The following is a 20821-nucleotide window of genomic DNA, read 5'->3' on the forward strand; positions in this document are numbered from 1 at the left end:
GTCGAGGGAAAGGGCATATGATTACTGCGCCGCTTTCCCCGTTGCAACGATGTCATGCAGATATTGGCTCAGGTCATCACGCAGATCGCTGCGGGCCAATGCAAAGGCTACAGTGGCCTGCAGGAAGCCTGCCTTCGAACCGCAATCGAACCGCTGACCGTCGAATTTGTATCCAAAGACCGGCACGCCGTTTCCGATGTCTTCCGCAATCGCATCCGTCAGCTGAATCTCGCCGCCGCTGCCGGCCTTCATTTGATTCAGGTTATACAGAACCGAAGGGCCAAGGACATAGCGCCCAATCACGGCCAGATTTGACGGCGCCTCTTCAGGTTTGGGTTTTTCGATCATACCTCGGGCGCGCACCACGGTACCGACGTTTTTACCAACATCCAGAACCCCGTAGGAGCTGGTTTTTTCCGGCGATACTTCCATTGTCGCAACCATGTTGCCGCCGGTTTCTTCGTATGCTTCGACCATTTGTTGCAGGCAGGGTTTGTCTGCCGCAATGACATCATCCGGCAGCATAACAGCAAAAGGTTCGTCCCCGATCAGTCGGCGGGCGCACCAGACAGCGTGCCCCAACCCCAGCGCTTTGTGCTGGCGGATGTAGGCAATCGCGCCACTTTCCATATTGGTCGCGTTCAGGGTCTCAAGCAGCGCGTCCTTGCCTTTGGCCTTCAGCTCTTGCTCCAGTATCAGATTGTGGTCGAAATAATCCTCAAGCGCGGATTTTCCACGCGACGTGACAAAGATAAATTCTTTAATCCCTGCTGCGCGCGCCTCGTCAATGGCGTACTGGACCAGAGGGCGGTCAACCAGAGTCATGATCTCTTTCGGGACCGACTTTGTGGCCGGCAGAAACCGTGTGCCCATCCCCGCTACGGGGAAAATCGCTTTGGTGACCTTGCGTGTCATGATGCCTCTCAAATTCAAAATTCAGCCGGAAGATCAGTGGGCTTCCGGAATTTCCTCATAGGCTGCGAAGCCAGATCAATCAATAAACCCCGGAGATCCGAGCGTTAATCGGTCAAATCGTGCCACCTCGGAGGGATAGAGTCAAAGCAACTGTCTCTGCGTCCGAAATGCGGGTTTTGCTTTCTCGGTTTGTTTATGGTGTCTACAAGCGGCTTTCAGTCACTCGGTTGCGGACCCGAGGCGTTTGAATATGGGCCAAAAATGCCCCAAAGCCGCGTCTTCGGCCGTGGGGCACTGGATCAGGCGTTTGCCATGATCTTTTCAAGCGGATCATGCTCGGCCACGAAGTGATCTGGCGCAACTTCGCTCAGCTTTGGTACGTAGTCTGTTTCACCAACCGACAGCCGGCTGGGCAGAAACCGCAGCGCAGCCTTTGGATCCATGGGCGAAGGTAACTCACCCGGCAGCTTTAACCGCTGGCGGCTGCGTTCTACATCCGGGTCTGGAATAGGCACAGCCGAGATCAGTGATTTGGTGTAGGGATGGATTGGTTCGGAACAGATCACTTCCCCGTCGCCCAATTCGACGATCCGGCCCAAATACAGGACCATGATGCGGTTGGATATCGCACGCACCACTGACAGATCATGGCTGATGAAGATCATCGACAGGCCGAATTCCTGCTGCAGTTCGCGCAGCAATTCAACGATCTGTGCCTGAATGGATACGTCCAGTGCCGAGACCGCCTCGTCACAGATGATCAGCTTGGGTTTGTTGATCATCGCGCGAGCAATGCCGACACGCTGGTTTTGCCCGCCGGACAGCTCATGCGGATAGCGATTGATCATGTTGGCGTTCAAGCCCACACGCTCCATCATCGCGGCGACCATTTCCTTGCGTTCCCGTTCGGTCAGATCAGGGCGATAGGTCTTCAGCGGCTCGGCAATTGAGGCTGAGATCGTCATGCGCGGATCGAGGCTGGCCAGCGGGTCCTGAAACACGATCTGCAGATCTTTGCGGTACTTATTTAGTTCTGCCCGCTTCAGCCCGACGATAGGATGGCCCAGCCAGCTGACATTGCCGCCGCTGGGCTCGATCAGTTGCAAAACAGCGCGGGCCAGCGTGGACTTGCCGCAGCCGGATTCGCCAACGACGCCCAATGTCTCACCTTTGCGAATGTCAAAGCTGACGCCATCGACGGCCTTCAGTGGAACTTTGCGTCCGAACAAACCGCCTGAGACGTGAATTGGGAAGTGAACTTTGACGTCATCAACTTTAAGCAGCGGTTCGTCCACTTGCTCTAACGCCTTGGGCGCATCACCAGCATCGATCCGAGGCATCGCATCCAACAGGGTGCGCGTGTATTCGTGCTGTGGCGCGTGGAAAATTTCGCGCGTGTCTCCGGCCTCGACGAATTCGCCCATGCGCATGACTTGAATACGGTCACACATCCGTGCAACGACACCCATGTCATGGGTGATCAGCGCAATCGCTGTACCCTCGTCTTTTTGCAACCGGACCATCAGGTCCAGAATGTCAGCCTGAACGGTCACATCCAGTGCGGTCGTGGGCTCGTCCGCAATCAGTAGTTTGGGATTGCACAGCATCGACATCGCGATCATCACCCGCTGGCGCATGCCGCCGGACAATTCGTGCGGATACTGGTCCAGCCGACGCTTGGCCTCGGGGATACGCACACGTTCCAACCACTCCAGGCAGCGCGCACGTGCAACTGAGCCTTGCAGCCCTTCGTGCACCTGCAACACTTCCCGCATTTGCTGGCCGACCCGCAAATGCGGGGTCAGAGCTGTCAGAGGGTCCTGAAAGATCATGCCCACGTCGGAACCGCGTATCTGGTTCAGCTTGCCTACGGGCAGATTCAAGATTTCCTTGCCATTCAGCAGGGCTGATCCGGATGCACGCCCGGCACGGGGCAGCAAGCCCATCGCAGCCATGAAGGTCTGGCTTTTGCCCGAGCCGCTTTCGCCCACGATGCCCAGACACTCGCCGGGATTGATGTCGAAACTGATGCCTTTGACGGCCTCGACTACACCATCAGGAGTGTCGAATTGGACGCTCAGGTCTTTTACGGAAAACAGGCTCATATCAGCGATCCTTCGGGTCCAGAGCGTCACGTAGTCCATCGCCGATGAAGAACATCGTGATGATGATGGCGACATAGAAGGTTAGCGGGTACATCAGTTGCCAAAGTGTGCCGTAGCCCATTGTCCCGGCCCCTTCGGCGATCAGACGACCCAGTGAGGTGTAAGGTTCCGAAATCCCAAGACCAAGGAACGAGATGAAGCTCTCGGTCAAGATCATCTCGGGCACCAGCAGCGAGGCATATACGATCACCACGCCCAGCAGGTTCGGCAGGATGTGGCGATACATGATGGTGAACTCACTTACGCCGGCGGCGCGGGCGGCTTCGATGAACTCGCGGTTCTTCAGGGTCAGGGTCTGCCCTCGCACGATCCGCGCCATGGTCAGCCACCCAACCGCGCCAAGGGCGATGAACAGCATGAAGAAGGACCGTCCTGCCACGACAAGTAGTAGAATGATGATCAGCGTTGCCGGGATCGCCAAAAGGATGTCGACAAAGCGCATCATGACGCCATCGGTGCGCCCGCCGATATACCCGGCGGCGATGCCGTAACACGTGCCCACGATCAAGGCTGTCGCGGCTCCGATAAGACCAACCAGAAGTGACGTGGTGGTCGCCTGAATGACCCGGCTGTACAGATCACGGCCCAGGTCATCGACGCCGAAATAGTGCCCCGTCTCGATTGACGGCATGCCCATGCCGCGCACATCGCCCATGACGTTCCAGTCGATTTCCTCGTTGCTCCAGACAGCAAAGTAAGGACCGATAATCGTGAACAACACGATCATGGCCAGAATAAAGATACTCGCCATAGCGGCTTTGTTGCGGACAAACCGCATGCGTGCGTCCTGCCAGAGTGATCGCCCCTGAATGACCGTGTAATCGGTGATTTCTTCGGCCAGGTGGGCGGCTTTTTGTGATTTTCCAAGCATTGCCTGCCCCTCAGTAACGGATTTTCGGATCGAACCAGGCATAAGCCAGGTCGGTCAGCAGGTTCACGACAACGGTCAGGGCCCCGTACAGGATCGTTACTCCCAGTAGCACGGCATAGTCCCGCGATAGGGCGGAGCCGACGTAGGCTTGCCCCAAACCGCCAGTTGAAAAGTAGATGTCTACAAAGACCGAACCGGTCAGTACGTATACAAAGACCGGTCCCAGATAGGACACAACCGGCAACAAGGTAGGCTTCAACGCATGGCGCCAGATCACGGTTCTTGTGGGCAAACCCTTGGCTCGCGCGGTCCGGATGAAGTTCGAATTCAGAACCTCCAGCATCGATGACCGGGTGATCCGCGCGATTGACCCCATATAGGATGTCGCGAGTGCGATCACCGGCATGACCAGATACTGCCACTGGCCCCCATGCCAGCCACCACCCGGCAGCCATCCCAGCCACAGGGTGAAGGTCAGGATCAGGATTGGGCCCATGATGAAGTTCGGCAGAGCTTGCGCCGCGATCCCCAGACCTACGGCGAAATAGTCGATCCAGCTGTTGTGTTTGATCGCGGCTGCAATCCCGAGGCTGACACCCACAGCGGTCGCAACCAGAAACGACAGCGAGCCATAGGTCAGCGAGATCGGGAACCCTTGCGCGATGATGTCATTGACGTCCCGGTCCTTGAACTTGAAGGACGGGCCAAAATCAAAATGCACGACGATATTGTACAGGTAGTCCCAAAGCTGCTTCCACAGCGGTTGGTCCAGCCCGTACCGCGCCTCGATATTGGCCAGAACCTGCGGCGGCAAAGGCCGCTCCGAGGTGAATGGCCCACCGGGCGCAAAGTGCATCAGAAAGAAACAAGCGACGATCAGCAACAGAATCGTCGGAATGGCGATCAGCAATCGCCGCAAACTGTAGGCAAGCATTTCATGCCCCCGTATTTATTGGCCCTGCCCCGGACAGCTCCGGGGCAGGGCGCGGTTCAAGGACAATTATTCGGCGAGCTTGTAGAGGTTCTTCGAATACCAGTTCTGCTCGACGTTATCGACTGGCCAGTTCCCCACGTCGCTGTCCATCATGTAGACACCCGCATAGTGATAGATCGGGATAACGGGGGTTTCCTGCGCGATGATCCGCTCGACCTCGGTGTACAGTGGTGCCGGATCATCGGATGTCTTGGCTTCAGCCAGCAATTCGTCAACACGGGCATTGGCATATTTGCCGTCGTTATAGCCGGACTGGGACTGCAGCAGGTCGAGGAATGTGGATGCCTCGTTGTAGTCGCCACACCATGCGCCACGTGCTAGATCGAAGTTCTGGTTGCCGCGCTCTTCCAGGAAGACCTTCCACTCCATATTGGCCAGCTCAACCTGAACGCCCAACTTCTGTTTCCACATCTGGCTCAGGGCAACGGCGACTTTTTTGTGGTCTTCGTTTGTGTTGTAGACCATGTCAAAGCTCAGCGGGTTGTCCGGGCCATACCCGGCTGCGGCCAACAGTTCCTTGGCCAGCTCATCGCGCTCTGCCTGGTTCATGGACGCCATTTCGACTTCTGGTACGGTGAAGCCGGCTGTTGCCTCGGGTGCAAAAGTGTAGGCAGGAGGTTGACCACCGGCCATCACTTTTTCCGCTATGATGTCGCGATCTACTGCCAGCGACAGGGCTTGGCGGATGTTCGGGTCCTTGAAGGCCTCAGGGCCGGTGTCCGACACGTTGAAGGTGTAGTAATAGTTGCACAAGCGCGGGAAGCTGATGGCTTCTTCGGGGTGTTCCTGGCTTAGCCGGGGGAATTGGCCGGCGGGGATCTCGGTGCGGTCCAGTTCGCCTGCCAGATAGCGGGTCAAGGCCACGTTTTCGTCATTGATGACCAGCGTCACGACCTTGTCGAGGATAGTATTGTCATTGTCCCAGTACATTTCGTTACGCTCACGCACGGAACGTTCCTGTGGTAGATGCTCGGTCCAGATATAGGCGCCATTCGATACAATGTTTTCCGGTTTGGTCCAGGCATCCCCGAATTCCTCAATGACTTTCTGTGGTGCAGGGAAGGTGGTCGAATGTGTTGTCATCTGCGGGAAATACGGCAGCGGCGCGCTCAGGCGAACCTCAAGCGTCTTGTCATCAATGGCCTTGACGCCCAGATCGTCGATCGGCGCGTTGCCCGCAATGATCTCGGCGGCATTCTCGATCGACATCAGTTCCATGAACCATGCATAGGGCGAGGACAGCGCGGGATCGACAGCACGTCTCCACGCGTAGACGAAATCGCTCGCAGTCACAGGGTCGCCATTCGACCACTTCGCATTGTCGCGCAAGGTAAAGGTATAGACGTCCTTGGTGTCGTTGGCGGTAAAGCCAGTGGCAACACCCGGAACCAGATTACCGTCCTCGTCCTGATTCATCAGACCTTCGAACAGGTCACGCACGATTTCGGCGCCATAGGTGTCCTCGACAACCTGTGGGTCGACCGAGGTGTGTTCGTCCCCAAGGCGATAGATAAACGTCTGATCATCTGCCAGCGCTTCGCCGGTTTCAGGATGCGTGCCAGCGGCGAACGCGGCACCAGTGATGATGGTCGAGGTCAGCAGCCCCGCGATTGAAGTTCGGATGTGTTTGTTCATGTTTTTGTCTCCCACTTATTGAATCCGGGCACACGCCATCCCTGTGGGTGACGCCCGGAAACCGCTTTTGTCCGACATGGACCGAAACACTGCGTTGATTGATTTGGGTTTTGCCAAGTGCAATGAACACTGCGTCGCAGCCTTCCAATTTCCTGTCGGGAACGAATGTGCAAAAGTTGCCTTTCACTGCGGTGAAAGGTGGCATTTTTTGGACAGTGGATAAAGGTTTGGTTGTGGGTGCGTTCAACCAAAGGAGGAAAAGAACAAAACCAAAGGGGCTCGCTGAAACTTTGTGACCGATCAGGGGTTTGTTGTAATATATATGTGAAGAGAGCGTTATAACGTCCGACTGGGCAACAGAGATTTTGAGGCTTTAGCTGGCAAAATACACCGGTGAAGGTGCGAATCATCGGTCGAAATTCAACCTTGAGGTGGCCAAGAACTTTGCTTGGGGCATTCCGGACAAGGTTAAGGAGCCAAGGCGCCTTTCATTCGTTTTTCCGGAAAGCAAGTCGGGCTTTGTCCGGTTGCCTCTTGCCAGCGCCCAATCGACCTACGAGTCTTGAAGCCGGGCAGACCATCGGCTCCTCCAACGTCGTGGCCTTGCTGTTCCAGCGCGCGTTGCATCGCAGCGATGTCGGACCGGTAGAGCCCGCCAACCTTTCCCCAGCGCCCGCTGAAATTACCGACACCGAATTGAATGCGATCTCCCACATGGCCGACGAACAAGGCGTATAAGTCGCTCTTGTTGTATTCCTTAAGCACGTAGAAATTGGGCGTAACCAGAAACGCCGGACCATTTCTTCCAGCGGGCATCATCAAAAAGCCCTCTCCAGCCATCTCGTGCGCAGGGAAGGGTTTGCCCGATACCCGACGGATACCCATCGCCGCCCAATCGCGGATAGGCCGTCCCTGATCGGGCCCCTCCCATGCGCATGATACTGCGTCAGGTACGGTCACTTCAAAGCCCCAATCACGCCCGGCGATCCAGCTATGCCGTGCCAAGTAATTTGCGATTGATGCAATTGTGTCATCTGGTGAGCCCCAAATATCGGCACGTCCGTCGCCGTTTCCGTCGGTGGCATATGTCAAAAAGCTGGTTGGCATGAATTGCGGCTGTCCCAAAGCGCCTGCCCAACTACTTTTCATTGCGCTGCCTCGCAGGTGGCCTGCATCGGCAATCTGAAGGGCGGCCACAAGCTCTTCGGTAAAATACTCGTCCCGTGTGCTCATGAATCCTTTGGTCGCCAGAACCTGAAAGGCATTGTGGCGGATAGGCACTTGTCCGTATCCGCTTTCGCGGCCCCAGATCGCCAGAATGATGCGGGCCGGGACACCTGTTTCCGCTTCGACCCGAGCTAATGTGGCGGCGTGGCGTTTGGCCATTTTGCGACCCACCGATGTAGCGCCCTGAACGGAACCGGTGTTGAAATAGCGGCCAGGTGAACCAAATTCCGCTTGTTTTTGTGTCTTGGGCGTTTTCGCCGAACTGCCGGGGGGAACCAGATCGGGCAATTTCCAGTTTAGCGTCACGCCCGAAAGCGCCTGCTTCATCGTGCGGCGTGAGACACCCTTGGCCTGAGCTTGCGGCCAGACTGTTTCTTGCAGCCAGGACTGAAATTGTCGCTCAATCGCCGCTCGATCTTGTGCGAAGGCACCGTTTGTCAGCAATGTCAGGCTGAGGATCAATGAAAGCATGCGCATGATCGAAATGTGTGTCGCGACCAGTGCTTTAAGTCAACTGAAAGACTGTTTAGCTCCGTGTCAGGATGTGAAATTGGAAATCCTCGGTTGATCCGCCGTTGGATCATGCAATCGTTGGTTCGGAAAACCCTTGAGAAATTTGCTGTCTCTGTCGATAGTTGGACGGAATCGTGGGCAGAGAAGGCAGTACAGCATGGTTACCATCAAAATGTTGCCCGCGCCCGTTCCGTTACTGGCGGCATTCGCGGTTCTAATGGTCTCGGCTCAGACGGTTGGCGCAAGCGGAAGTTTTATGGACCCACAGGGACCGATCGCAGCAATTCAGAAAACACATCTGCTGCGGGCAACTGCCTTGATCCTGATTGCGGTCATTCCGGTTCTGGTTCTGGTTCCACTTATCGCGCTGCGGTATCGACGTCGAAAAGGCGGCAACGCCAGCTATCGGCCAAATTGGGATTTCTCGGGCCCGCTTGAGTTTCTGATGTGGGGCATACCCGTAGTAATTGTGGCGATCTTGTCCTTCTATCTATGGAAGGCCACCTACCGGCTTGATCCATACACTGCGGCGTTTGGAGAAGAGCCCGCTCTGCGGGTGCAGGTTGTCGGTCTGGATTGGAAATGGCTGTTCATCTACCCCGACCTGGGTATCGCCAGCGTCGGAGAGTTGGGTATTCCTATCAAACAACAAGTGGCGATGACACTGACGACCGATACGGTAATGCAATCGTTCATGATCCCTGCATTGGCCGGTCAGATATATGCCATGCCGGGAATGACCACAAAGCTGCATCTAGTGGCGGACAAGCCCGAGCAAATGCTGGGTGAGAATACTCAGTACAATGGCCGCGGCTTTACCAAACAGAAATTCGAAACACTGGCCATGCAGCCGGATGCGTTCAACGCATGGGTCGAAAAGGTCAGATCCAATGGCATCGTTCTGGACCCGGCGACGTATCAGACCCTTGCGATGCGCACGGACCGGGATGAGGTGCAGGAGGCACTAGGGACAGCTCAGATGCCGGACAACGCGCTGTATTTCAAGCTCGCTGATGGTGATCTGTTCCGCACTGTTTTGCACAGATATCACAGTGGCAAACCTGTGCTGCTGGACCAGCAGCCCGGTACGAAGGCATACGGCCAGGAGGCAAGCCAATGACATCCACAGTGTCCAGCTTCTTTGGTCGCCTGAATTGGGATGCGCTTCCTATTACAGGGCTGATCCGGGACCCTAATGCGAATGAAATCGTTGCCAACGTTGCGGCAGGTATAGTGATCGTTGGGGTTGTTGCGGTTGTGGGCTTGCTGACCGTGTTCCGGTTGTGGGGGCCGCTCTGGCGCGACTGGCTGACCAGTGCAGACCACAAGAAGATCGGTATCATGTATGTTGTCTTTGCCATCGTGATGCTGGCGCGGGGCGTCCTTGAAGGTGTCGTGATGCGCGCGCAACAGGCCGCTGGACCGGGTGATGGTTTCCTCGAGGCGGAACACTTCGCCGAGCTTTTCAGTACCCACGGTACGATCATGATCTTCTTTGTCGCAGTGCCCTTTGTTTTTGGCATTGCGAACTTTGTGGTCCCTCTGATGATCGGTGCGCGGGATGTGGCCTTTCCGGTGATGAACCAAATCAGTCTTGGCCTGACAGTTTCGGCGGGCATGATGCTGATGGTGTCATTGGTTGTCGGAGAGTTCTCGACCGGCGGTTGGACGGCCTATCCCCCCTATACCGGGGCGGCCTTCAATCCAGGCGTGGGGCCGGATTACTGGATTTGGGCCATCGTGGTATCGGGCATCGGAACAACTTTAACCGGCATCAACTTTGCCGTGACGATCTACAAGCTGCGCGCCCCGGGGATGGGGTTCATGCGGATGCCGATGTATTGCTGGACGATCATCTGCAGCTCGATCCTGATCATCTTTGCGATGCCGCCCTTGGGCGTTGCAGCACTGTTGCTGGCCGCAGACCGATATCTGGATTTCCATTTCTTCACCAATGACCTGGGTGGCAACATGATGAACTATGCCAACCTGTTCTGGCTGTTTGGTCACCCCGAGGTCTATCTGCTGGTCTTGCCTGCCTATGGCATTTATTCCGAGGTCTTCGCGACGTTTTCCGCGAAACGCCTTTACGGTTACAACTCGCTGGTCATCGCCACGATGTCGATTGCGATCATGTCGTTTACGGTTTGGCTGCACCATTTCTTCACAATGGGTCAAAGTGCGCTGATCAATGCGGTCTTCGGTATCGCGACAATGCTGATTGCGATCCCGACCGGTGTTAAGGTCTATGACTGGATGGCAACGCTTTGGCGTGGGCGTATCCGGTTTTCAGTGCCGATGCTCTATGGGCTGTCGTTCCTGATGTTATTTGTCATTGGCGGCCTCAGTGGCGTGATCCTTGCCAACCCGACTGTCGATTATCAGGTCCACAACACGTTGTTTCTAGTTGCTCACTTTCACAATGTGCTGCTGCCGGGCGTGCTGTTCGGACTGCTGGCAGCCTATAATTACTGGTTCCCCAAAGCATTCGGTTTCCGTCTGAACGAATTCTGGGGCCGGGTGACAGTCGCATTGTGGACCTTTGGGTTCATGCTGACCTTCCTGCCATTGTACTTCGTGGGTCTGATGGGCATGCCGCGCCGGTCGTTCAGCTGGGAGGACCCTAGCTTTCATCCCTACATGATCGTTGCGGTGATTGGGGCTATGGTCATTCTGGCCGCGCTACTTTCGGTCCTCGTCCAGCTTTGGGTCAGCATCCGTGACCGCAACAAGACCCGCGTTCCGGTAGGCGACCCGTGGGACGGACGAACGTTAGAGTGGTCCATCCCGTCGCCACCGCCACCCTATAATTTCGCCATTATTCCGCAGGTCACTGACCGGGACGATTTTGCCGCCACCAAAGAGCGGCGGATGGCCTATCCGACACCTGACGCTTATGAGGATATCGAGATGCCGCGCAACACCGGGATCGGTTTCATCCTCTGTGTTTTAAGCGGTATCTGGATGTTTGCGCTGGTCTGGTGGATCTGGTGGCTGGCCGCGCTGATGACGGTGCTGATCATTTTGGCCATAATTGTTTGGAGCTTTGACACCAGCACTGAATTCATAATCCCCGCCGAAGACGTCCGCAAGGAACATGAGGCTTGGTTGGCGTTGGCGCATAGCGCGGCGGCAGTTGATCGTGATCTTGAGGAAGCGCCAGAGAACCGCGGTCTTGCCCGCCCTGATCTGGAGGTCGCGACATGAAACGTGCTCCCACCCACAGTTATCCGGGCATAAACCTGGGCGAACGCCACGCCAGCGCGCATAAAGCCAGCGAAGTCGTCACATTCGGTTTCTGGGTCTTTTTGATGAGCGATCTGGTCTATTTCGGCCTGATGTTCGCCACCTACATTACGATGATCGACGCGCAGGCGGGCGGCCCAGGACCGCATGAACTATTCGATCTGAAAAGCATCTTTGCGCAGACATTGATCCTGCTGACCAGCAGTTTGACGGTCGGGCTGGCGATGCTGGCCCTGAAATACAACCTGCCTCGGGCGCGCATTGTTCTGTGGTTTGGTGTGACGCTTGCGTTGGGGGTCAGCTTTTTGGTTTTGGAGATGCGTGATTTTCTGGCCATGGCGGAAAAGGGCGGAATTCCTCAGCGCAGTGGTTTTCTATCTGCATACTATGGCCTTGTGCCATTACACGGTCTGCATGTGGCGGCGGGATGTTTGTGGTTGATCGTGCTAGGCGTCCAATTGCGGGTCATGGGGATGACCGATCTGGTAATCTCGCGTGTGATGCGATTGGCGTTGTTCTGGCACTTCCTCGATCTGATCTGGATTGGCATCATCACCATCGTTTATTTCGGAGGGCTTACCTATGGATAAACGCACCGAAATGCACCGACGCGAGCGCCGTCGCTATGTCATCGGTTATGGGGGTTCGCTGCTTCTGACGTTGGCTGTGTTTGCCATCGCTTATCACTTTGGCATTGAAACCACCGGAGTTTATTTGACCATCGGGTTGCTCGGGCTTGCTCAGCTTATCGTGCAGCTTGTTTATTTCCTGCATATCGACCGCAGGCGCAGCAGCCGCGAAGATCTGGACCTGATCTTGTTTTCAACTCTTGTCCTGTTGATCATTATTCTCGGGACCGTCTGGATTCTGGGCAATCTCGCAATTCGCATGCACGGGATGTAAGCCGGACAGAAGGAAGCCGCGAATGAAGTCTCTAAAAACTGTCGCAGTTGTTGTCATGCTTGGTGCAATTGGCATCGGCCTGTTCCTGTTTTGGCGTCACGAAGAGCGTTACCCTTCGACCAAGGATGCTTATGTTGGCGCAAACATCATTTACGTGGCAGCACAGGTAACTGGTCAGGTTTCCGACGTGCATGTGATCGAAAACCAGCCCGTCAAGAACGGGGATCTTTTGTTCGCCATCGATGAAACTCAGTTCAAGGCGTCGGTTGATCAGGCTAAGGCCGATCTGGACAGCGCCGCCCAACAAGCCAAATCCTATTCCACGCAAATTGCCGCTGCTCAGGCCGCGGTTGAAAGTGCGCAATCGGCTTTCGACACAGCCGGGAAAAGTCTGGAGCGCGCCAAAGTCCTTTTCGCGACCGGGGATGTCGCGCAGGCCTCGCTGGATCAAACTACCTCAGCTTTTGCGCAAGCGTCAGCAAGGCTGACCACCAGCCAGTCCAGTCTGCTGGCCTTGCAAAGCGGGCTGGCGGCAAAACAGGACGATGTTCTATCCTCAAAGGCACAGTTGGAGATTGCTACGGCTGATCTGGCGTGGACCAAGGTATTTGCCACGTCGGATGGTTGGATCGCCAACCTGACTTTGCGTCCGGGCTCATCCGTCTCGGCCAACGCTCCGCAGTTTTCGATTGTCGAGTCGTCGGATTGGTGGGTGGATGCCAATTTCAAGGAAACCTCGCTGCCGCGTATCCGTCCGGGCCAACCGGTGAAGATCGAGGTCGATATGCTGCCGGGTGTCACCCTGACGGGCAAAGTCGCCTCGATCGGGCGCGGGTCCGGGGACACTTTTTCCCTGCTGCCGTCTGAAAATTCCAGTGGCAACTGGGTCAAGGTCACCCGCCGATTTCCGGTCCGGATCGAGCTTGATCCGACCGATGCTCCCTTGCGCGTCGGAGGCAGCAGCAAGGTCACTGTAAACACAACAGTTTCCGCGACCGGAAAATGACCACTGCGGCGACCAGCCATGTCAATCCGGTGATCGTGATCGCCGTTGTCCTGAGTGCCATTCTCGAGGTGCTGGACAGCACGATCGTCAACGTAGCGCTGCCGCATATCCAAGCAGCATTTGGCGCAACGACTGATCAGGCAACGTGGATTTTGACCAGCTATATCGTCTCGGCCGTGGTTGTCATGCCGCTGACCGGCTTCGTGGCACGGAGGATTGGACGTCGGCGGTTGATCCTGACCGCAGTGACCGGTTTTGCCGCCATGTCAGTGATGTGTGGCCTATCCTGGAGCCTTGAGACCATCGTTGCCTTCCGGTTGGCGCAGGGCATGTTTGGCGCGTTTCTGATCCCTTTATCGCAGTCCATTTTATTCGATTCTTTCCCACGTGAAAAACGCGGGCAGGCGATGGGGATTTTTGGACTAGGTGTTGTGGTGGCCCCGGTCTTGGGGCCGACCGTAGGTGCGCTTCTGACCGAATATTTCTCGTGGCGGATGGTGTTCTTCGTCAACCTGCCTGTGGCGGCCATGGCGCTATTGCTGCTGGCCGGGGAATTGCCAGACGATGAAACTGAGGATGTCAAAATCGATTGGAAGGGCCTTGCGATGCTGGCCGTCGGGATCGGGTGTCTACAGTTCGTTCTGGATCAGGGGGAAACCAAGGACTGGCTGTCTTCGCGTGTCATTCAGATGACCGTGATAGCCTCGGTTCTCGGGGCGTTAGGGTTTGTCATTCACGCTCTGACATCCAAGAATTCGGTCGTTGACCTTCGCCTGTTTGCGGATCGAAACTTTGCCCTGTGTAACCTGATCATTGCCGGGTTTGCCATTTCCCTGTTCGGAGGGATCGCGATTTTGCCAACATTCGTTCAAAGTCTGCTGAATTATCCTGTCATCGATTCCGGCCTCTTGTTTATTCCACGTGGCCTGACAGCTGGCCTGTCGATGGTCGCAACCGGAGCAGTGCTGGTCACGCGGTTCGATCCCCGTATGTTGGCGGGTATCGGGCTGTTGCTGACGGCTATCGGGAACTTCATGTTGGGTGCGCTTAACCTGAATGCAGGCTTCTGGCAGTTGGCTTGGCCGGGCGCGGTCAGTGGGCTGGGCATGGGTCTGGTGTTTGTTCCAATGTCCATCTTGGCCTTTGAGAGCATCAGCAAAACCCGACAGGACGAGGCCTCGGGCTTGTTTAATGTCACCCGCCAACTGGGGTCGTCTGTTGGTATATCTATTGTCGGTACTTGGGTCGTTCGTGGGTTGCAGACGAATACCGCCGCGCTGAGTCAGAATGTGACACCGTACAATCCGGCGGCACAAGCTTATCTTCAGCCTTTAGGATTGACACCAGACAGCGCCGAAGGGGCTGCGATTTTGGGGCAGGAAATCTCGCGGCAGGCCGAGATGATTTCTTACCTCACTGTGTTTAACAATCTGGGAGTAATGGCTTTGGCAACGATACCCCTGCTGTTCTTCTGCCGGGCCCAAAAGCCGGGAACGCAGGCCGCAGTTCAAGCGCATTAGCGTGTTAAGGTAAGACCCAGCCACAACGCGATCCAACACAGGGCAAGGCTGACCATGATGTTAGCTACTGCAACGACAATCGTGCGTTCGCGCCGCAATTCGAGTGATTGATAGGCAAAGCTGGAGAAGGTGGTAAAGCCGCCACAAAACCCGAAAACCAAACGCTTTTCTTCGTCACCCATTTCCACGGCTCCACCTAGATAACCGATCCAAAGCCCAAGCAGCAGGCTGCCCAGTACGTTCACGATCAAAGTGGAAAGTGGCAGGTCGTGATTGACCCGCAATGCAAGCCAATGCCGCAGAACAGCGCCTAAACCACCGCCCAAACCAAACATCGCGTGCAAGTAGATGTCCGTCATTCCGCGCGCCGCCCGGAATGAAAGCGACGGCCTATGGCTTCACCCAAGATTGCAGCGGCAAGGCCAAAGAGTATTTCCAGACTTGCGGCGGCAGGGACGGCCCAGATGTTGGTATCGACCATGACTTCAAGTTCAGCGACAAATGACGAAAAGGTGGACAGACCGCCGCAAAACCCGACCGCGCCCAGATGCAGAACATGGGCATGGACACGGTGGCGCACCGAGTAGAGCCAGCCCAGAACGAGGCATGCTGCCACGTTGATGCCGAAGGTTGCTGTCAGAAATGGAACACCGGGGATCTCCAGCGAAAAGGCCTCGCGCAGCAGAGAGCCAGCAGCTCCGCCGACAAACACGGCCAAAAACATCAGGGTCCGGCCTTGGTTTGTTGGTCGGGATTTGGTCTCTGCCAAGGATACGGCCTCGCTGCGTGGTCTGATCGGCATACAGAGTGTCCCGGTCCGGATCAACAGGTGCCAAACCTGTAACGCCGTTTCACGATTTTGTCTGTGCGGAGAGCTATTCCCACAAATGCTTGCAATCAAACGCCGATCTGTTCCACTTTGGGTTCGATATCTGGGCGTCTTAGTCCCAGACAGTCAAGGCCACGCGAAGTTTCCGCGTCACCCAGGGAGATCAGGAATGTTTGTACGCAGGCTCTATTATTTTCTGAGTTATGTGTGTCTGCCGTTGGTGGCAATCTGGGGTTTTTTCTGGCCACCGGCGCATTGGCTTTTGTTTTTTCTTGTACCCTATGCGGTCGTCGGTCTCTACGACATGCTGACGACCAAGCACAACGTGCTGAACAACTATCCGGTCTTAGGTCATTTCCGTTACATGCTGGAATTTGTCAGCCCGGAAATCCGCCAGTATTTTGTGGAAACCAACGAAAGTGGCCGACCCTACAACAGGATTATTCGGGCACTAGTGTATTCCCGAGCAAAGGGGCAGGTGGATACACAGGCTTTTGGCACGCAATACGACATCATGACCGTTGGATATCACCGCGCCAATCACTCAATGGCGCCCAAGGACGTATCAGAGAGCGAAGAGCGCGTCATGCTGGGCGGACCGCAATGCGAAAAACCCTACAGCGCCTCGCGCCTGAATGTCTCGGCCATGAGTTTCGGAGCGCTCAGCGCGAACGCGATCCGCGCATTGAACGGTGGCGCCAAAGACGGTGGATTTGCCCACAACACGGGTGAGGGCGGTCTGTCGCCGCATCATCTGGCCGAAGGCGGTGACATCATCTGGCAGATTGGCACCGGTTATTTCGGGTGCCGCACTCCCGAGGGTGGATTCGACAAGGATGCCTTTGCTGAAAAGGCTAAAAAGGACGTGGTCAAAGCGATTGAGATCAAGCTGTCCCAAGGTGCAAAGCCTTCGCACGGCGGCGTCTTGCCCGCCGCAAAGGTCGATCAGGAAATCGCCGAGATCCGCGGTGTTCCGGAACATCAGGATGTCATCTCTCCGCCGATTCATTCAGCTTTCGAAGGGCCGACTGGCCTGATGAACTTTGTGCAACACTTGCGAGAGATGTCAGGTGGCAAGCCCATCGGGTTCAAGCTGTGCATTGGTAATCCGTCAGAATTCATGGCCATCTGCAAGGCTATGCTAGAGACTGGAATTCTGCCGGACTTCATCACCATAGATGGATCCGAGGGTGGCACCGGGGCGGCACCGGTTGAGTTCACCAATCGTCTGGGCATGCCATTGAACGAAGCCTTGATCTTTGTGAACAATTGCCTGCGCGGTGTCGGTCTGCGCGACAAGATCCGGATCATCTGTTCGGGTAAAGTGGCAACCGGATACGATATGGTAGAAAAATTCGCGCTTGGTGCGGACATGTGCAATGCGGCGCGCGCCATGATGTTTGCCGTGGGCTGTATTCAGGCCTTGCATTGCAACACGAATCGCTGCCCTTCGGGCGTCGCCACGCAGGACCCGATCCGGGGCCGGGCAGTGAATGTTCCGCAAAAACGGCAGCGTGTTCATCGCTTTCATGACGCCACACTGGAAAGCTTCCGAGAGTTGTTGGGGGCGATGGGCAAGGCAAAGGTTTCGGATCTGAGTCCGGGCGACATCCGACGCCGCACAGCGGACGAACGCGAACGATCCTATGCCGAGCTTTATATGTGTCTCGATGACGGGGTACTGCTGACCGATACCATCCCGCAGGAGTTTGCGGCTGACTGGAAACGTGCCTCGGCTGACCACTTTTAATTTTTTTTGCACCATTGCCAAGGATTGACCTTTCTCATCCGTCTTACAAACGTGATGCGGATGAAAACTTCGGATGAAGACTTGGCCATGGCGGCGGCTAACGGTGATGCTGATGCGTTCGCCACTCTTTTGGCGCGCCATTATGATCGCGTGTTCCGTCTGGCGTTTCGTCTGACTGGACAGGCCGAGCGGGCCGAGGATCTGACGCAGGACATCTGCGCCGCGTTACCGACCAAAATCGCGGGGTTCAGGGCGCAGGCAAAATTCACCACTTGGCTGTATCGGGTGGTCGTCAATGCCGCTGAAGACGCCCGCCGCCGCCATGTCACTCATGACCGTGCTGCTGCGGGTTGGGGAGATTTCGAACGCATGCGGCGCGCTGAGGAAGCTGAGGCGGCAGACGCTGTGGATTGGCTTCATCGTGCAATGAGGGACCTGCCGCAAGAGTTACAGGATACATTGGCCCTGACGCTGGACGACGAGCTGACTCATGCCGATGCGGCCGAAGTGCTTGGAATTTCCGAAGGCACGGTATCTTGGCGAATGTCGGAGATACGCAAACGCTTGCGGGCGATGCGACAAGAGGAGCTGGCGCAATGACAGACGATCTTGATGACCTGAAGGCACTGATGACCGCGGCAACCCCGGCGCCGGATGCAAGCCGCCGTGTGGAAAATCTGGATATGGCACAGAAAAACTTCGCTTGCGCCCAAGGATCGCGTGCCGGGATGCGTCCCACTGTTGTGCGAGGCCCGATGGCCCGCCTGACAGAAGGAGCGAAATCCATGTTGAATGCCCTCTCACATCGCGGTGCGTTGACGGCGACAACCGCAATTGCTGCCGTTGCTTTGGTAATGATCGTGCCGCAGACCCGGGATATTGTTGTGAGTCCCACGTCTTGGACCGAAAGCCGGAGGCCGGAGGCACAACCTGAGCCCTCGGAGGCTGACCAAGAATACAGTCCTTTGGGAGGGACGTCTGAGGCACCCCTCGTTGAGGCCCCGGTTGCTATTGAAGAAGAAGTCGCGCCGCCGCCGAGCCAATCCCCCAACGTTCGGCTGTCTAAGGACGCTGCGCGTTTTGGCATCGCTAGCGATTCTTTGTATGGGAATGAAGCCCGATCGTCGGTTGCACCAACCTTTAGGGACGACAGCGTTGCATCAAGCCCAAACACCGAGGCATTTGCCAATTCTGATGTGAACCCGCTGAAAGTGACGGCTGATGACCCGGTTTCGACATTCTCAATTGATGTTGATACCGCCTCCTACTCCATCATCCGGTCGTCATTGATGAACGGCCAACTGCCACCCGAAGATGCGGTGCGGGTTGAGGAGATGGTGAATTATTTCCCCTACAACTACCCTGCTCCGGCAGAGGGCGTTCCGTTCCGGCCCACAATAACGGTTTCACCAACACCGTGGAACGAGGGTACACAGCTTGTGCATATCGGCATTCAGGGGGTTTTGCCTGAGATTGATAGTCGCTCGCCCCTGAACCTTGTTTTTCTGATCGATACGTCGGGATCGATGCAGGATGCTGACAAACTGCCTTTGCTGAAGCAGTCGTTCCGCTTGTTATTGTCTGAACTGAGACCCGACGATCAGGTGTCCATCGTTACTTACGCAGGCAGTGCCGGACAGGTTTTGGAACCGACCGATGCATCTGAGCGCACAAAAATTCTGACCGCTTTGGAGCAGTTGGAGGCGGGTGGCTCGACTGCCGGGCAGGCGGGTCTACAGCAAGCTTATCAAGTCGCCGAAGGTATGGCAGCGGACGGAGAAGTGACTCGTGTAATTTTGGCCACGGATGGCGATTTCAACGTGGGTTTGTCCGACCCGGATGCACTGAAGGATTTCATATCCCGCAAGCGTGACAGTGGTACTTTCCTGAGTGTTCTTGGTTTTGGACGTGGCAATCTGGATGACGCGACGATGCAGGCGTTGGCGCAGAACGGGAACGGGCAGGCGGCCTATGTCGACACACTGAGCGAGGCACAAAAAGTGCTGGTCGACCAATTGACGGGCGCTTTGTTCCCCATTGCCAACGATGTAAAGATCCAAGTCGAATTCAACCCGGCCCAAATTGCTGAATATCGTCTGATCGGCTATGAAACCCGGACCTTACGGCGTGAGGATTTCTCGAATGACAAGGTTGATGCGGGTGATATCGGTGCAGGCCATAGCGTAACTGCGATTTACGAAGTAACACCAGTGGGTTCCGATGCGATCCGCAATGGGCCACTGCGCTATTCGGCCAATCAGGCACCGGAAGAAGCTGAAGAAATCGGCTTTTTCAAACTACGCTATAAAATACCCGGCGCTGACCAAAGTCAGTTGATCGAGCAACCGATCCTACCGGATCAGGGGGTAAGGGGCGACGATGTGGAATTCTCCTACGCGATCGCAGGTTTTGGGCAATTGCTGCGTGGAGGTGCCTATCTGGGGAATTGGTCGTATGATGACGCAATAGCTTTGGCAACTGCGGCCAAAGGGGATGATCCGTTCGGATACCGGGCAGAGGCCGTCACCTTGATGCGCTTGGCGCAGACGCTGTCACGATAAACCCAAAGGGCGGGTTGCTGTACTGCAGCCCGCCCTTTGCACCATCAGTAAGGGGAAGTCCGTGGATTGTTCACGGCATGAGAGTTGATCTTACGAATGCTCCATTCAACGGCATCGCGCATCGTCTTCCCAAGGGCGTCATCGAACGCCCTGACCAAATCCGGGGTCTGATCGCTGGCAGCGACCACATTTTCCTGGAACGAGCTTGAGGCAATGATCTTGTCTTCGAACTCGTCAATGATCTTGATGTTCATGCGAACTTCGATGCGCACGGTTTTTGCGTTTTCGGTATCGGCAACCACAATGCCCTGAAACTCGCGCAGGTCCGGAACGATGACGTAATCGGCGCGCAACCCAACGGTCGAGCGCCCAACCGCCGCCACCTTGCCGGAGTTCTCATAGCTTTCTACCAACAGCGCCTGAACGATCAGCGGTGCGCGATCCACCCAACGCGCGCGGGGCAGATACTGCACTTGCAGGCGTGTTGGTTGTACCGCGATCTGATCGGTGTTGACCGCCGCCGTCGCAGTTGGTTCCTGAACAACGATCTGTTTTTGAATACGAGGCAGCGAAGAAGAAAACGTGCTTTTGGGTGACAACAGATACAGATCGTTGGGTTTGGCGGCCTGCTTCAAGGTCCCCAAACCGGCGCAGCCGCCCAATGACGCAACCAACAGGGTCATAAG

18 protein-coding genes are annotated in these 20821 nt (G+C 56.0%); 9 read left to right on the top strand and 9 right to left on the bottom strand.

All coding sequences use genetic code 11. The annotated features are described in order from the left end of the window. Positions 1-21 precede the first annotated feature (21 nt). From galU to HW561_RS18270, 6 genes are all read right to left on the bottom strand, one after another. Positions 22-915, bottom strand: a complete 894-nt coding sequence (galU, locus tag HW561_RS18245) for a UTP--glucose-1-phosphate uridylyltransferase GalU (RefSeq protein WP_176866808.1) — start codon at positions 913-915, stop codon at positions 22-24. A gap of 299 nt (positions 916-1214) precedes the next feature. Continuing rightward, positions 1215-3020, bottom strand: coding sequence for an ABC transporter ATP-binding protein (locus tag HW561_RS18250; protein ID WP_176866809.1), 1806 nt, complete (start codon positions 3018-3020; stop codon positions 1215-1217). 1 nt (position 3021) lies between these two features. Continuing rightward, complete coding sequence (locus tag HW561_RS18255; protein WP_176866810.1) at positions 3022-3951, bottom strand: ABC transporter permease subunit; 930 nt, start codon at positions 3949-3951, stop codon at positions 3022-3024. A 10-nt stretch (positions 3952-3961) separates the two neighbouring features. Continuing rightward, positions 3962-4885 carry an oligopeptide ABC transporter permease OppB gene (gene oppB / locus HW561_RS18260; RefSeq protein WP_176866811.1) on the bottom strand — a complete coding sequence of 308 codons (924 nt, stop codon included), beginning with the start codon at positions 4883-4885 and terminating at the stop codon, positions 3962-3964. 66 nt (positions 4886-4951) lie between these two features. After that, a complete protein-coding gene (locus HW561_RS18265) occupies positions 4952-6580 on the bottom strand; it encodes a peptide ABC transporter substrate-binding protein (RefSeq protein WP_176866812.1) in 1629 nt (542 codons plus the stop codon). Between the two features lie 468 nt (positions 6581-7048). After that, positions 7049-8284 carry a lytic murein transglycosylase gene (locus HW561_RS18270; RefSeq protein ID WP_176866813.1) on the bottom strand — a complete coding sequence of 412 codons (1236 nt, stop codon included), beginning with the start codon at positions 8282-8284 and terminating at the stop codon, positions 7049-7051. A gap of 193 nt (positions 8285-8477) precedes the next feature. Here HW561_RS18270 and HW561_RS18275 point away from each other — a divergent pair, with 193 nt between their 5' ends. From HW561_RS18275 to HW561_RS18300, 6 genes are read left to right on the top strand one after another with little or no spacing between them, the layout of a single operon-like run. Next, positions 8478-9440, top strand: a complete 963-nt coding sequence (locus tag HW561_RS18275) for a cytochrome ubiquinol oxidase subunit II family protein (RefSeq protein WP_176866814.1) — start codon at positions 8478-8480, stop codon at positions 9438-9440. Continuing rightward, positions 9437-11527, top strand: a complete 2091-nt coding sequence (locus tag HW561_RS18280; RefSeq protein WP_176866815.1) for a cbb3-type cytochrome c oxidase subunit I — start codon at positions 9437-9439, stop codon at positions 11525-11527. The genes HW561_RS18275 and HW561_RS18280 overlap by 4 nt, the downstream gene beginning before the upstream one ends. After that, positions 11524-12156 (top strand): cytochrome c oxidase subunit 3, encoded by a 633-nt coding sequence (locus HW561_RS18285; protein ID WP_176866816.1) that lies wholly within the window; start codon positions 11524-11526, stop codon positions 12154-12156. Before HW561_RS18280 ends, HW561_RS18285 begins: the two co-directional genes overlap by 4 nt. Continuing rightward, entirely contained in the window at positions 12149-12469 is a 321-nt protein-coding gene (locus tag HW561_RS18290) for a cytochrome o ubiquinol oxidase subunit IV (RefSeq protein ID WP_235962974.1), read from the top strand. Before HW561_RS18285 ends, HW561_RS18290 begins: the two co-directional genes overlap by 8 nt. A 22-nt stretch (positions 12470-12491) precedes the next feature. Then, a complete protein-coding gene (locus tag HW561_RS18295; RefSeq protein ID WP_176866817.1) occupies positions 12492-13475 on the top strand; it encodes an HlyD family secretion protein in 984 nt (327 codons plus the stop codon). Next, entirely contained in the window at positions 13472-14995 is a 1524-nt protein-coding gene (locus HW561_RS18300) for a DHA2 family efflux MFS transporter permease subunit (RefSeq protein ID WP_176866818.1), read from the top strand. The genes HW561_RS18295 and HW561_RS18300 overlap by 4 nt, the downstream gene beginning before the upstream one ends. Here HW561_RS18300 and crcB read toward each other — a convergent pair. Both crcB and HW561_RS18310 read right to left on the bottom strand, forming a co-directional pair. Next, positions 14992-15354, bottom strand: a complete 363-nt coding sequence (gene crcB, locus HW561_RS18305) for a fluoride efflux transporter CrcB (RefSeq protein WP_176866819.1) — start codon at positions 15352-15354, stop codon at positions 14992-14994. The two genes, HW561_RS18300 and crcB, sit on opposite strands and share 4 nt — an antisense overlap. Beyond that, entirely contained in the window at positions 15351-15797 is a 447-nt protein-coding gene (locus HW561_RS18310) for a fluoride efflux transporter FluC (protein WP_235962975.1), read from the bottom strand. Before HW561_RS18310 ends, crcB begins: the two co-directional genes overlap by 4 nt. Before the next feature lie 196 nt (positions 15798-15993). On the opposite strand from HW561_RS18310, the gene HW561_RS18315 reads away from it, so the two are divergent. The 3 genes from HW561_RS18315 to HW561_RS18325 are packed head-to-tail and all read left to right on the top strand — an operon-like array spanning position 15994 to position 20135. After that, entirely contained in the window at positions 15994-17574 is a 1581-nt protein-coding gene (locus HW561_RS18315) for an FMN-binding glutamate synthase family protein (protein WP_176866820.1), read from the top strand. A gap of 60 nt (positions 17575-17634) precedes the next feature. Continuing rightward, positions 17635-18174 (top strand): RNA polymerase sigma factor, encoded by a 540-nt coding sequence (locus HW561_RS18320; RefSeq protein WP_176866821.1) that lies wholly within the window; start codon positions 17635-17637, stop codon positions 18172-18174. Between the two features lie 29 nt (positions 18175-18203). Beyond that, on the top strand, positions 18204-20135 hold the full coding sequence (locus HW561_RS18325) for a vWA domain-containing protein (protein WP_408015402.1): 1932 nt from the start codon (positions 18204-18206) through the stop codon (positions 20133-20135). Between the two features lie 44 nt (positions 20136-20179). Here HW561_RS18325 and HW561_RS18330 read toward each other — a convergent pair whose 3' ends face one another. Next, positions 20180-20818 (bottom strand): ABC-type transport auxiliary lipoprotein family protein, encoded by a 639-nt coding sequence (locus HW561_RS18330; protein ID WP_235962976.1) that lies wholly within the window; start codon positions 20816-20818, stop codon positions 20180-20182. Between the last annotated feature and the right edge of the window lie 3 nt (positions 20819-20821).

The organism is Ruegeria haliotis (assembly GCF_013377785.1).
Lineage (GTDB): Bacteria > Pseudomonadota > Alphaproteobacteria > Rhodobacterales > Rhodobacteraceae > Ruegeria > Ruegeria haliotis.